Source organism: Prevotella conceptionensis 9403948, assembly GCF_000312305.1.
Lineage (GTDB): Bacteria > Bacteroidota > Bacteroidia > Bacteroidales > Bacteroidaceae > Prevotella > Prevotella conceptionensis.
Map to the genome: position 1 here is coordinate 74782 of NZ_HE999450.1, position 13455 is coordinate 88236.

The window sequence follows — 13455 nt, forward strand, 5'->3', positions numbered from 1 at the left end:
TTTTAAAGGGTGAGTTTTTCTACGAATAGGTCGAACATAAACAGCGTGTCGACCGGTCCTGAGCAGGCCTCAGGGTGGAATTGGGAAGTGAACCAAGGGTTGGTGTTATGGCGAACGCCCTCGTTGCTGCCGTCGTTCATGTTCACAAACAGCTCACTCCAATCCTTATCTAGTGTAGAGGCGTCCACAGCATAGCCGTGGTTCTGGCTTGTGATGTAGCATTTATCTGTGCCTACCATGCGCACGGGCTGGTTGTGCGAGCGGTGTCCGTACTTTAATTTGTAGATGTTAGCACCGCCTGCCTTGGCCATAAGCTGGTTTCCCATGCAAATTCCGCAGATGGGTTTTCGGCTTTTGCTCATCTGTTGGCGCAGAATGTTTACCGCATCTTGGCACAAGTCGGGGTCGCCAGGGCCGTTTCCAAGGAAAAGTCCGTCGAATTCCATTCCTGTATAGTCGTAATTCCAAGGCACGCGCACCACTTCTAGTCCACGTTCAATGAGGTTGCGAATGATGTTGGCCTTTACGCCGCAGTCTACCAGCACAACTCGCTTTCCTGCTCCTTCGTTGTAGCGAATAATCTCTTTGCAGCTAACGCGGTCTACAAAGTTCACGCCTTCGTATTGTGCTTGGGGAATGTTTGTGGGGTCGTCGTCGAAGATTATTTGTCCCATCATTACGCCGTGTTCGCGCAGAACCTTGGTGAGTTCGCGCGTATCAATGCCCGTAATGCCAGGAACTTGTTCGCGTTTTAGCCATTCGGCCAGACTTTCATTGGCGTTCCAGTGGCTGTATTGCTCGCTATAATCGCTTACAATGATGGCCGAGCCGTGTATGTGGTCGCTTTCCATGAACGTGGGTAGACCTTCTGGACCGAAGGTGAAGGGCGGAACGCCGTAGTTGCCAACCAAAGGAAAGGTGAGTGTTACCAACTGACCAGCGTAAGAGGGGTCGGTAAGACTTTCGGGATAGCCCATCATAGCTGTGTTAAACACCACTTCGCCTGCCACGGGCGCATCGTAACCAAACGACTTGCCGTGGAATTTGGTGCCGTCTTGCAGAACCAATGTTACATTTCTCATTATATCCTAGAATTTCTGTTCGTTTTGATAAACCTTTTCGATGTAATTAACGAAGGCCTGATTGCATGGTCGCATGCCTCCTGGGGTGGGGTAGTTGCCCGTAAAGTACCAATCGCCCTTGTGTTGGGGTATGGCCTCGTGCAGTCCTTCGATAGATTGGAACACCAACTCGATGGGCGTCTTCACGCCTTTGGGGCGTAGCATCTGCACAATCTTGCGGTTAATCTCGTCTACCGTAACGGCCTTGTATATTTGTCGCACGCAGTTGTCCATCTCTTCCACGGGCTTTTTCAGCTCACGTCGGCAGTTGTCGTAGGTTTGCTTGATAAGCGCGTGCATATTCTTCTCTTTGAGCAATTCGATGGCGGCTCGGAAAACGCAGAACTCTTCCAAGCGCGGCATGTCGATGCCGTAATAGTCGGGATAGCGTATCTGGGGTGCGCTACTTACCACGATTATCTTCTTGGGATGCAGCCTGTCGAGAATGCGAAGGATGCTTTTTTGTAGCGTTGTTCCGCGCACGATGCTGTCGTCGATAATCACCAAGTTGTCTTTTCCTGCGCGAATACTCTCGTAAGTAACGTCGTACACGTGCGAGGCCAAGTCGTTGCGCGAGTTTCCTTCGGCGATGAAGGTGCGTAGCTTGATGTCTTTCCACGCCACCTTGTCCAGCCTTACGGTGTTGCTAAGTATCTCTTCTAGTTCTTCGGCCGTGGGTGCATGGTCTAATGCCTGAATCTGAGCCACATGTTGTTGGCGCATGTAGCGTTTAAATCCAGCTACCAAGCCATAGAATGCCACCTCGGCCGTGTTGGGGATGTACGACAAGACGGTGTTCTTCGTGTCGTAGTCGATGGCGCGAAGAATGGGATTTGTTAGTTGTTCGCCCAGTTTTTTGCGCTCCTTATATATGCTGGCGTCCGATCCGCGACTGAAATAAATCCTTTCGAACGAGCAAGAACTGTCGGCTTTCTGCTCCATGATGCGCTCGATGCGACAGTCGCCGTCGCGTTTTACGATAAGCGCAGTGCCGGGTTCCAGCTCTTTCACGTCGTCGCACTCAATGGCGAAGGTGGTTTGCAGCACAGGTCTTTCGCTAGCTACAACGGCAACTTCGTCGTTCTTATAGTAAAAAGCGGGCCTAATGCCCCACGGGTCGCGCATCGAAAACATCTCGCCACTGCCCGTAACGCCGCATACCACGTAGCCTCCATCAAAGTGGGGCATGGTAGTTCGCAGCACGTTGGCCACGTTTACGTTGTCTTCGATGTATTGGGTAATGTCGGTGTCGGTAAGTCCTAGTGCTTGTGCCGCCACAAAGTTACGCTCCACTTCGCGGTCTAGTCGGTGCCCCATCAGCTCGAGCATGATGTAGCTGTCGCTGTAAATGCGTGGGCATTGCCCTTGGCGGGTTAGGCGTTCGAATATCTCGTCGATGTTGGTCATGTTGAAGTTTCCGCACAGGCTTAGGTTTTTAGCGCGCCAGTTGTTGCGGCGAAGAAAAGGATGCACGTACGAAAGGCCGCTCTTACCCGTGGTGGAATAGCGCAGGTGCCCCATGTATAGTTCGCCAGCAAAGGGCAATGTGCGTTCGGCGTAGCGTGCATCGGCAAGGTGTTCGGCCGTTTCTTTGGCGAACCCCTTTTGCACCGTCGAGAATATTTCGGTGATGGCATTGCTGCCTTCGGCACGTTCGCGGAACATGTACTCGTGTCCGGGTGTGGTTTTCAGCTTAACGCACGACATGCCCGCAGCCTCTTGTCCGCGGTTGTGCTGTTTCTCCATCAGCAGGTAAAGCTTGTTAAGCCCATACATCCACGTGCCGTATTTCTGCTGGTAATATTGCAGCGGTTTAAGTAACCTTATCATGGCCACACCGCATTCATGTTTTAATGGTTCCATCAAATCTTGTTCTTTTTGCCTGAGGTTTAAACAAGTTGAGGGATGTTGGCAAACATCCCTCAACGGCTTATTGTTGTTATCTCACAAGGTTCACTATCAAAGAGCTGAGCGACAACACGCTGCTTATCACCGAGAACCAGATGGTTGTAGAGGTGCTTGTCTTAGAGTTGGCAGCCTTCGCCTTGTTCGGCTCTACGTATATAACGTCGTTTTGTTGCAGATAATAGTAGGGCGAGTTGATGAGGTTGGCGTCGCGCAAGTCAATGCGGTGAGCCTCTTTGCGGCCGTCGGGGTTTTCGCGTAACAGCATCACGTTGTCGCGACGTCCGTAGATAGACAAGTCGCCCGCCTGAGCCAAAGCTTCAACGATGCTCATCTTTTCGCTCGTAACAGGTATTACGGTGGGTTTGTTCACTTCGCCCAGAACCGTTACTTGGTAACTAGCCATGCGAACCGTAACGATGGGGTTTTCGCTGGCGGCTAGGTAGCCCGATATCTTGCTCTTAATAAGGTCTTGGCATTCGTTCTTGTTCAGTCCGCCCACGTGCACTTTACCAATTACGGGGAAATCGATGTCGCCGTTGTTGTCTACCAAGTAGGTTTGAAGGTTGGACCCTTGTGCCAACTGTCCCTTTGTGCCAACACTGTTGCCCACCGTTAAGTTAAACGGCGCAGCTGCTGCTGGGTCTGTCGTAACCACCGTGATGGATAGCTGGTCTTTGGGCATAATCTTGGCTTCGTAAAGGCCCTTCGACGGCTCTAAACTAGTGTTATCAATGTTTTGGAAATACACAACATCCTTACTTCCACCACAACTCCCTAACAATAAAACGAATGTCAATAAGACAACTGAACTAAGAATTTTATTCATACCAATAATACAATCAATTTATTATGCTTGCAAATTTACGTTGTTTTTTCTGATTTCGCAAGTCTTTAACCTATTATTAATGCGAGTTCGAGGTGTAGTCTTGCGCTTTTTGCCCAAGCGGCACTGCCTATGGGTAAATCGAACAGTATTTTAGAGTTCTCGAACAGCCCTTTCAATGTTCCCTTTCTTTTAACAAAGTAGGGCGGGATATGTGGGAAACAGCTGTTAAGATAGTCGCCTCCCCACTTGTGTAGCAAGGCTTTTTGTGCAATCGGTTGCCTTAAATTTTTGTCACTTTCCGCATGTTATATAGCATGGTATTGAAAGTCTTTACGTATCTTTGCAGCCGTAAAAGAGAGACAGAGTTAGATAAGGTACAGTATAGCATGGGGCTTAAAGCCCATTTGCATCCACAATACCATAGGTATTAGATTGGCAATAAAAAGATTTATTCAAGGATTAGTTACATGGTAAGACGTTGGATATCGGTTGTTCGATAATTGAATACAAGCTTTTCAGTACGTATCGGACGCACAACGTCACTTCGTCAAGACCGTAGAGAGGGTTAGAGTTAGGCCATTTACAATTAAGAAAAGGAGAGTTGGGAATAGCTTTCAAGTTTCCGCCTATTACCGCGTGATACGGATATTGAACGAAGAAATTTTTTATGTTAGTAGAGAGAACCCGGCTGCATGTGTATGTGGCCGGGCTTTTTTATGCGCCTATTTTGGGCCGAACAAAATACATTTGGTAAAAAAGAAGGCCGCAGAAGGCGTGTATGGGCATTTTTTGTTACCTTTGTATGCAGCTCGCCAAGGTTGCCTACATCTTGCCGTAGCCTATGCTCGGGGTGTGGAATGCCGCCGAGTGGCTTTAAAACCAAGGCGAAAGGGTTGCTTGTTTACCTGATATGATGGCAGTGAACCCTTTAAACGGACCCTTTAATCGACTTTTTGAAACGAACATGGTTGCGGCTTGTTGGCTGATGGTGCTACGAACCGAAACCGCCAAATAACTTTAATACACAGAGAATGAAGTATCTATTGATTTCAGACATACATGGCTGTTTGCCTGCGTTGGAACGCGCATTGCACTTTTATAAGGAGCAGCACTGCGACATGCTCTGCATCTTGGGCGACATCATTAACTATGGTCCACGTAACCAATTGCCAGAAGGACTTAACCCCAAGGGCATTGTGGAGCAACTTAACGCTATGGCCGACGATGTTGTGGCCATTCGCGGCAATTGCGATTCGGAGGTAGACCAAATGCTGCTAAACTTCCCCATCATGGCAGATTACCTGCTACTTGTTGATGGCAACAAGCGATTAATGCTTACCCACGGACATGTTTATAATAAGGAGAAACGGCCGTTGGGCAAGTGCGATGCCCTATTTTATGGACATACGCACCTTTGGGAACTAACGCGCACACCTCAAGGCGTGGTGTGCAACCTAGGTTCGATAACCTTTCCCAAAGGCGGAAACCCGCCAACGTTCGCCACTTACGAGGATGGTGTGATAAGTGTTTATCAGACTGACGGCACGCTTTTGCAGACAATGAACCTCAACGAGTAGGGCAGTGGTTCGTAGTAGGCGGGCAGTAACAGGCAAACAAATGTGTAAGCATACGAGAAGAATAAACCCAACAGCAACAAAAACAACAAGTGATTCATGTCGAAAGCAAAGCTGAAAAAGCATCTATTGGCATTGTCCAAGGAGGAGATTATAAACGTTGTGCTAGATTTGTATGATGCACGTACTGAGGCGAAAGCGTATTTTGAGTTTTATCTTGCGCCAGATTGCACTGCCGAATTGGAGAAACTTAGGATGCGTATTATGCACGAATTTTTTCCTGTTCGTGGCTTATCGGAGAATCCTTCGTTTGCTAAATGCAAGAAGATTGTTACCGATTTCGCCAAGATGCAGGCTTCCCCCGACTGTGTGGCCGACCTTATGCTGACTGTAACTGAGCAGGGAAACAACTGGGCACTTACGTATGGCTATTGCGAAGGGGCGTATGAAATGGCTTTGGCAAATAGTTTTGCAAGGGCTATGGACTTTATTTTCCGCAATGGTTTGCTGCTTCATTTCTACGAACGGATAGAAAGAATGCTCGCTAGTGCCGCAAATGGATGGGGAGGCGACAGCTTGCGTGATATCTATCAGCAGTATAGATAGCGTATTTTCAGTTGACGAGTAGGCAAGTTGATAAGTTAACAAGTTGACGAGTTGACAAATTAACGGGTTGACAAGTAAACAAGTAAACAAGTTAACAAGTAAACAAGTAGACAAGTTAACAAGTTAACAAGCTGACGAGTTGACGAGAGGACGGGTTAACAAGTTGACGAGTTGACGAGAGGACGGGTTAACAAGTTGACGAGTAACGAGTGAATAAACTTTTAGTAGGTGGGCTTACGAGAAGAGTTGTTGGCTGGTTGAGTGGCGCAGCCATTTTTTCACCCTTTCACCTTTTCACCTTTTCACCCTTTCACCCTTTCACTTTTTCACCTTTAAAATACTCCTTTTCATGTCGATAGAACGACTTACATCACTCACTCACCCAGGCGTTGAAGTGTTTAGCGCACTAACCGAAACGCAGTTGCGCAATAGACTTCAACCTGATAAGGGTGTGTTCATTGCCGAAAGTCCTAAGGTTATACGTGTGGCACTTGATGCAGGTTACGAACCGCTGTCGATGCTGTGCGAGGAACGCCACATTGTGGGCGATGCTGCAGACATCATCTCGCGCTGTGGCGACATACCTATGTACACGGGCGAACGCACGTTGTTGGCCCAGCTAACTGGTTATACGCTAACGCGCGGCGTGTTGTGTGCCATGCGCCGAAAGCCTGTGGGCAACGTGGCAGAGGTTTGCGCCAATGCCACGAGAGTTTGTGTGATTGACGGCGTTACCGACACAACCAACATCGGGGCCATATTCCGTTCGGCTGCGGCATTGGGTATTGATGCCGTTGTTTTGGCCCTAAACGCGTGCGACCCGCTTAATCGTCGTGCCGTGCGCGTGTCTATGGGTTCGGTGTTTCTTGTGCCGTGGACGTGGTCTGAGCAACCTTTGGCCGAACTTTCTGCTATGGGATTCCGTACGGCAGCAATGGCACTGACACACAATTCTATTCCACTAAACGATGACCGGTTGAAAACCGAACCGCGTTTGGCCATTGTTATGGGTACGGAGGGCGACGGATTGCCACACCAAGTGATTGCGCAAGCCGATTATGTGGTGCGTATCCCTATGGCGCATGGCGTAGATTCGCTCAACGTTGCAGCAGCATCGGCCGTGGCCTTTTGGGAATTGCGGGTTGACAAGTAAGCAACTTGAATTAAGTAAACTAATAGATGAAAAAACAATTGACGAATTAACAGGGCAGCAAATAAACAAAAGGCAGCCCTATTAATTCGTCAACTAGTTATGTAAAAGCGTAGTTCTTCTATTCAATCGTCACCTCATCCACGAACAACCAGCCTGGTTTGCCCGTGTGAGGATGCCATGCAGGCATGCTCTTTTCTGACAGCATCTTGATGCGCACATAGCGAGCGTCTTTCGGCATGGGCAAAAGCACGTTGTCGGTGTCGATGTAGTCGGGCTTGTTTGCAGGCATCGGGTCGGCAGGCAGGTCGTAAATGTCCTCAAAGTTCTTGCCGTCGGTACTCACCCAAACGTACAGTCCGCGGTGGGGCATAATCCATTGGGCGGCACTAATCAACGTACGAACACTGATAAGGCGAATGGGTTTCACCTCGCCAAGGTCCAGTGTGAGGTCTAAATCCTTGCCAACGTAGCCCACCCAGCGACCTGAATTGAAGATAACACTACCTTGTAGACCATTAGTAAGTTCGCGAGGCGACAGCCCAGGGTACTTGGCATCGGGCTCAACGTTGTATTTTACCTCGGCCATCGTGGCCTTGCTGATGAGCAAATCTTCGCTGTTTTCGTTGCTGGTGAAGGTGGGATAAACGGCGATTGTGCGCAACTTGCACGACTTTTTCACAGGAAAGGGCTGCGTATAGCGAAGAGATTTTGCGGTGGGTGCCGTTCCGTCGAGGGTGTAGTAGATGGTTGCGCCCTTGCGCGCCGTGAGCGTTACGTTCAGGCTACCGGGCTTTTCGGCTGGCGAGAGTGCGATGTTAACGTTGAAAAGGTGTCGGCCGTAGCGGTATTTGTTCAAGTTATAGATGTTGAGCAATTGCGGCATGCGGTTGGCAAAGTCGTCGAAGTTCTTCTTTTCGGGCATAGTCCATTGCACCTCGCTTGCTGCGGCCAAACGTGGCAACGCCATGTACTCCACGTGGGGGAAGTTATCCATGTGCTCAGTCCAGAGGTTTGCCTGCACGCCGATGATGTGTTTGGCCTCTTCGGCCGTGAGTTTGGGCGATACGGGATTGAAGTCGTAGGTCTTTTCGATGGGTATGAAACCGTTGAAGGCCAGCGGTTCGTGTTCGCGATCGTTCGTTTGGTAATAGTCTAGATAGAGATGCGACACGGGGCACATGATGGCATCGTGGCCCAAGCGTGCAGCCTCGATGCCGCCTTCCATGCCGCGCCACGACAGCACCGTGGCATTGGGAGCTATTCCGCCTTCCAAAATCTCGTCCCAACCACCAACTTTACGTCCGCGAGCGGTAATGAAGTTGGCTATGTCGCTCATAAAGTAACTTTGCAAGCGTTCTTCGGCCGTGTGTTTGCCGTCGGCCGTCAGGCCTTTCTCCTTGATGCGAGCCTGGCAACGCGGACATTTTGCCCAGCTAACCTTCGGGCATTCGTCGCCACCGATGTACACATACTCGGCAGGGAAGATGTCCATCACCTCCGAAAGTACGTCTTTGGCAAACTGTAAAGTGCGGTCGTTGCCTGCGCACAGCACCTCTTCGGCAATGCCCCACGTGGTACGAACCTTGTAAGGGCCACCCGTACAGCCCAATTCTGGGTAAGCGGCCAGGGCAGCAACCATGTGTCCGGGCATGTCTATTTCGGGAATAACCATGATATGTCGGTCGGCTGCGTACTTAACAATGGCTCTTGCCTGTTCTTGGGTATAGAAACCGCCATGCGGTTTGCCATCGAACTTGCTTGCATCGTGGCCAACCATCGTTTCGGGACGCATCGACGAAACCTCGGTCAGCTTGGGATATTTCTTTATTTCGATGCGCCAACCTTGGTCGTCGGTAAGGTGCATGTGAAAGCGGTTGATGTTGTGTAAGGCTAAGATGTCGATAAACGTCTTCACTTCTTCGAAAGAGAAGAAATGACGAGCCACATCGAGCATCGCACCACGATAGCCAAAGCGTGGTTGGTCGGCGATGGTTACGCTGGGAAAGCTAACCCTTTGCGCACCTGTTTGCGGTATGGCCTTGCGCAAAGTCTGTATGCCGTAGAATGTTCCTGCGGCCGATGCGCCGTTGATGGTAATGCGGTCTTTGGTTACTTCTAGGCGATAGGCCTCCTTGTTGTTGTTTTTCAATGTGGCCGAAAGCACAATGAGGTTGCGTCCTTGTGCTGCTGTGGTTAGGGCGGGGCGCACTTTGGTGGCTGCAAAGAGATATTGCGCCAGCAATTCGGCATCTTTTTGCAGGGCTGTGTTGCCTTTGGGGTAGGCGATACGCGTCTGGGCGTTGAGCGAGAAGGCACCAGCCGATGTGTTCGTTATTTCTTGTGGAAGTGGCACAACGCGGAAGTTGGCCTTTGTTGTTGGGGTTTGCGCCTGGGCAAAGGTTGTGGTAAGCAGACCTAATGCGCCGAGGATAAATTGTTTAAAGTACATTTTTCTTATTATATTAACAGGTTTGTTTATCGTTTTATGGGTGTGTGCGATGGTTGTTGTGGCGGAAGAGGGGGTGGGGTAGAATGCGTTTTTTTGATGTGGTGAGGGTGCTTGTTGTAGGGTTGCAGAATGTCAGTACGTTTTAAGAATACGCTCGTTCATCTCTCGTTCCTTCTTCGAAGGACGTCTTGTGCGTTTGTCGAACATCCTAAAAAAGTCGAATCCAAATCCCCCTGGCGCCATCCTTGCCCCTATTCTCGCACTTTGCCTAGCAGCCTCTTGCACGTCGAACCCTGGCTTTGGCGCCTTACCATATACCACCACCTCGTTAAGCATGGTGGGAAGAAGTAGCACCGTGTCGGTTAATTCCTCCTTATTCATCATTCGGCGCATATATCCATAGGACACAAACGTGAGAGATTTGAACGTGGCAGGCAAGATGCACGTTCCCATAAAGTCGGTTTCGATGGTGGTATTGGTGTTGGTTTTCACGCGCACACCCTTCAAGGGGCGGTGTGTTTCCATGTCGGCCACCACGCATCGGGTTTGTGCCAAGGCCGTATTTGCCCATGTTATGACCACCCAACATAATGCAGTTGCACATCTTTTCATTTCTCAACATTGTTTCTTCCAAATGCTTTTTGATGCACCGAACAACTCTTTTTGCACTACAAAGATAACGAATTGTTGCTTATTTAACAAAAAAGTGGCCAAGTTTTCGTTGCAATACCCAAATAAGACATATTCTTTTGTATCTCGCTCCTGTATCTAATAACAGTGCATCCACTTATGAGTAGTATAACTGGTTTTTGTTAATAGTTGGCGTGTGAAATCGTTTGCATGGGTCGAGATGAATGAAAATGATGTTTAAGGGTTGTTTTTGCGGTTTACAAATGCTCATTATTTGTTAGTCCTTGTGGGCTTGCACTTGGTTCTTTTCACACAAGTAAGTGGTGGCGTCCATTCAACTCTTTTGCGACCTAGAAAGGTATCTGCTCGCGTAGACACCACTTTCGTTGGTATTTCTCTTCCAATTCTTATCACCCACGATTTTGTAATGTAGTTTGTTGCGGGCGAGGTGTATGACGATGTCGTGCCTTTTTCAAATGTGTCTAAGGGTTCGGCAAGTCGATTATAAGTGTCGATAACTGCCTTATCTGGCACAACAAACTCCTCCTGTAAGGTTTTTACCAATATTGTACGGCCGTTTAGTAGAAAGTACGAGGTGGGATAGCTTGTGCCAAGGGTAAATTCTCCACCATCGAAAAGTTGCTCTAACGCTGGCCCGATGCAAAAATAATAGGGTGTTTTGTAATCAAACCATTCTTCTTCTTGTACTTTTCCTTGCGCCATCAGAAACGTTTTGTATTGCGGATGCACCTTGATATAGGCCCTCACCACGGCCTTCAGCTCGGGTCTGAGCTTTGCCGTGTCAATACGGTTAAGTGGTAATTCTGTGCGTTTGTCTGTGCGTTCGGTGCAACCTATCGCAGTCAGTGCAAGGCAGCCGATAATCCAAAGGGCGATTGTTTTCATGACGTTGCGCTTTTTATGATGCAAATATACGAAAAATGCTGATAACGACAATGGTAACTTGATGCACCGAACAACTCTTTTTGCACTACAAAGATAACGAATTGTTATTTATTTAACAAAAAAGTAGCCAAGTTTTCGTCTTATTCAATGCAATAAAGAGCATTTTCACGGTATGCAACGAGAACTAGAAACTTTTTAATGGATTGAGGTTAAGCGCATGGCCTATATGCTGTCTGCTACTGCGGTGTCGTTCAGCGTGGTGTCTTTCTTTGTTGCGTGCCTTGGTTTTCGTGCTTTACTATTGGAATAAAGCAATTCCATGTTGGGCAGATTGCAGGGTACCCTTTTTACAGTAGCAAGTGTATCGGCTCGTGTAGATAGGAGTTTTGTTGTTGTTTTGAAACCTGTTTCCACCACCCATGCCTTAAATATGTAGCTCTTTATTGGGTGTACGTATGGTGTTGGCGTACCTTTGTCGAACGTGTCTTGAGGTTCGGCAAGCCTATTATAGGTGTCAATGGCGGCCTTATCTGGTATTGTCAAATCTTCTTGTATGGTTTTTACGAATACGATATGGCCGTCTAGGTCGAAGTAACTGGTGGGATAGCTTTCCATAAAGCCGAATTCTCCACCATTGTATAGGCCATCAAATGCAGGACCGATAAGAAAATAGGTTTCGGGATACACCGACCAATCATCTGCGGGTAATTCTGTCGGTGCTAATAAGAATGTTTTATATTGCCGATGCGCCTTGATATAGGCTCTCACCACGGCCTTCAGCTCGGGTCTGAGCTTTGCCGTGTCAATGCGGTTAAGTGGTAATTCTGTGCGCTTTTCTGTGCGTTCGGTGCAACCTATCGCAGTCAGTGCAAGGCAGCCGATAATCCAAAGGGCGATTGTTTTCATGACGTTGCGCTTTTTATGATGCAAATATACGAAAAATGCTGATAACGACAATGGTAACATGCGCTTTATGATGAGGGCTTATTGGCTTTTTGTGTTTCTATAAATTGAGAGGAGTTTGTTGTCTTTGTGACACAGAACACAAGATAAACACTCCGCTCATAATACAAAGGGCTGGGCAAACTAACTCATTGGCTTATCAAGTCACGAAAACCCTAAATTCCTGAATGTATCAACTCACAACTTCACCAACCCACAACTTCACCAACCCACAACTTCACCAACCCACAACTTCACCAACTTGCAACCTCACCAACCCACAACCTCGTCAGCCTTACAACTTCGCCAACTTATCAGCTCATCAGCTTACCAACCCATCAGCTTACAACCTCACCAACTCGAAAACTTAAAAATGTTATTTTTTATTTTACAATACCACTCTAATTTTTATCCCATTCTAGCGAAAATTTAGGCTAAAAAGTAGGTAAATAGCCACTATTTCTAACCTCTCACGTCTTCTAACTTGTCCTTTTTTAAGAAAAAGACCTGCATTTTGCACCATTTTGCCTTTCTAGATTGGTTGCCAACTCATGATTGTTTACGCCCCAAAACCCACTTTTAGACCCTAAAATCATACTTTTTAACGACTATTTTGCCCTTTTCAGTCATGTGTTTCATGGATCTGATAGGTTTTGTTTATACAATTACAGCGTATTTTTATGCTTTTTGTCTTGCATTTAGCCGCATTTTGTGCTGCGTTTAGCACCATTTTACCTTGCGTTTTGCACCAAAACGCACTGCATTTAGCACCAAAACGCACTGCATTTAGCACCAAAATGCACCGCATTTAGCGGCATATTGCACTGCGTTTAGCAACAAATAGCACAAAAACTGGTGCAAATGGCTGGGAGTTTAAATAAAAATTCATTTTGCCAACATGTACAACAATCCCCATTTTGCACCAAAACCAACCTTCGCGAGAATCGATTTTTTGCGGCAAGGTTGGCGATTGGTGGACAGAAAGGGCAGTCAGAATGTTAAAATTTACACTGAAAAGTTGACAAGGAATCTAGTTGGCAAGAATTCAAGTTGACAAGTTAACGAGTTAACGAGTTGACAAGATTTTAAGTTAATGAGTTAACAAGTTAACAAGTTGACGAGTTAACAAGTTGACAAGTTGACGAGTTAACAAGAATTCAAGTTGACAAGTTAATGGGTAGACAGGTTAACGTGCGTGTTGGTTCGTGAGTTTATAAGCAGTGGATTGATTTGTCCTGCCCTTTGTATATGAGCGGAGTGCTTATCTTGGTTTTGCAACACAAAGATAACAAGGGCCTCGCGTTAGAGAAAGATTAAAAATCAAGGCTACTTCTATGACT

Annotated in this window: 11 protein-coding genes; 4 read left to right on the forward strand and 7 right to left on the reverse strand. The window is 47.6% G+C overall.

What is annotated here, in order from left to right; all coding sequences use genetic code 11:
- Positions 1-2 precede the first annotated feature (2 nt).
- From carA to BN93_RS12210, 3 genes are all read right to left on the reverse strand, one after another.
- On the reverse strand, positions 3-1082 hold the full coding sequence (carA, locus tag BN93_RS12200) for a glutamine-hydrolyzing carbamoyl-phosphate synthase small subunit (protein WP_019188602.1): 1080 nt from the start codon (positions 1080-1082) through the stop codon (positions 3-5).
- A gap of 6 nt (positions 1083-1088) precedes the next feature.
- Positions 1089-2984 (reverse strand): amidophosphoribosyltransferase, encoded by a 1896-nt coding sequence (locus tag BN93_RS12205; RefSeq protein ID WP_019188603.1) that lies wholly within the window; start codon positions 2982-2984, stop codon positions 1089-1091.
- Between the two features lie 76 nt (positions 2985-3060).
- Positions 3061-3855: a polysaccharide biosynthesis/export family protein gene (locus BN93_RS12210; RefSeq protein ID WP_009229154.1), complete on the reverse strand. Its 795-nt coding sequence runs from the start codon at positions 3853-3855 to the stop codon at positions 3061-3063.
- Between the two features lie 1031 nt (positions 3856-4886).
- Here BN93_RS12210 and yfcE point away from each other — a divergent pair.
- The 3 genes from yfcE (at position 4887) to BN93_RS12230 (ending at position 7188) form a co-directional block, all read left to right on the forward strand.
- Entirely contained in the window at positions 4887-5432 is a 546-nt protein-coding gene (yfcE, locus tag BN93_RS12220; protein ID WP_044260688.1) for a phosphodiesterase, read from the forward strand.
- Between the two features lie 96 nt (positions 5433-5528).
- Positions 5529-6035 (forward strand): DUF6155 family protein, encoded by a 507-nt coding sequence (locus BN93_RS12225; RefSeq protein ID WP_019188608.1) that lies wholly within the window; start codon positions 5529-5531, stop codon positions 6033-6035.
- 349 nt (positions 6036-6384) lie between these two features.
- Entirely contained in the window at positions 6385-7188 is an 804-nt protein-coding gene (locus BN93_RS12230) for a TrmH family RNA methyltransferase (protein ID WP_019188609.1), read from the forward strand.
- A 118-nt stretch (positions 7189-7306) separates the two neighbouring features.
- Here the strand turns inward: BN93_RS12230 and BN93_RS12235 are convergent, their stop codons facing one another.
- From BN93_RS12235 to BN93_RS12250, 4 genes are all read right to left on the reverse strand, one after another.
- Positions 7307-9637, reverse strand: a complete 2331-nt coding sequence (locus BN93_RS12235; protein ID WP_019188610.1) for a glycoside hydrolase family 20 protein — start codon at positions 9635-9637, stop codon at positions 7307-7309.
- Positions 9638-9769: 132 nt separating this feature from the next.
- Complete coding sequence (locus BN93_RS12240) at positions 9770-10249, reverse strand: hypothetical protein (protein WP_019188611.1); 480 nt, start codon at positions 10247-10249, stop codon at positions 9770-9772.
- Positions 10250-10537: 288 nt separating this feature from the next.
- The gene (locus tag BN93_RS12245) at positions 10538-11173 is read right to left on the reverse strand and encodes a hypothetical protein (RefSeq protein WP_019188612.1); all 636 of its coding nucleotides are present in this window, start codon (positions 11171-11173) and stop codon (positions 10538-10540) included.
- Between the two features lie 222 nt (positions 11174-11395).
- On the reverse strand, positions 11396-12079 hold the full coding sequence (locus tag BN93_RS12250) for a hypothetical protein (protein WP_019188613.1): 684 nt from the start codon (positions 12077-12079) through the stop codon (positions 11396-11398).
- 224 nt (positions 12080-12303) lie between these two features.
- On the opposite strand from BN93_RS12250, the gene BN93_RS17705 reads away from it, so the two are divergent.
- Positions 12304-12486 carry a hypothetical protein gene (locus BN93_RS17705; protein WP_157462833.1) on the forward strand — a complete coding sequence of 61 codons (183 nt, stop codon included), beginning with the start codon at positions 12304-12306 and terminating at the stop codon, positions 12484-12486.
- The last annotated feature ends 969 nt before the right edge of the window (positions 12487-13455 follow it).

Excerpts from the sequence above, each read along its gene's own strand:
- BN93_RS12235 (WP_019188610.1), bottom strand. The coding sequence starts at position 9,637 with ATGTACTTTAAACAATTTATCCTCGGCGCATTAGGTCTGCTTACCACA.
- BN93_RS12250 (WP_019188613.1), bottom strand. The coding sequence starts at position 12,079 with ATGAAAACAATCGCCCTTTGGATTATCGGCTGCCTTGCACTGACTGCG.
- BN93_RS12210 (WP_009229154.1), bottom strand. The coding sequence starts at position 3,855 with ATGAATAAAATTCTTAGTTCAGTTGTCTTATTGACATTCGTTTTATTG.
- carA (WP_019188602.1), bottom strand. The coding sequence starts at position 1,082 with ATGAGAAATGTAACATTGGTTCTGCAAGACGGCACCAAATTCCACGGC.
- BN93_RS12205 (WP_019188603.1), bottom strand. The coding sequence starts at position 2,984 with ATGGAACCATTAAAACATGAATGCGGTGTGGCCATGATAAGGTTACTT.
- BN93_RS12245 (WP_019188612.1), bottom strand. The coding sequence starts at position 11,173 with ATGAAAACAATCGCCCTTTGGATTATCGGCTGCCTTGCACTGACTGCG.
- yfcE (WP_044260688.1), top strand. The coding sequence starts at position 4,887 with ATGAAGTATCTATTGATTTCAGACATACATGGCTGTTTGCCTGCGTTG.
- BN93_RS12240 (WP_019188611.1), bottom strand. The coding sequence starts at position 10,249 with ATGAAAAGATGTGCAACTGCATTATGTTGGGTGGTCATAACATGGGCA.
- BN93_RS12225 (WP_019188608.1), top strand. The coding sequence starts at position 5,529 with ATGTCGAAAGCAAAGCTGAAAAAGCATCTATTGGCATTGTCCAAGGAG.
- BN93_RS17705 (WP_157462833.1), top strand. The coding sequence starts at position 12,304 with ATGTATCAACTCACAACTTCACCAACCCACAACTTCACCAACCCACAA.
- BN93_RS12230 (WP_019188609.1), top strand. The coding sequence starts at position 6,385 with ATGTCGATAGAACGACTTACATCACTCACTCACCCAGGCGTTGAAGTG.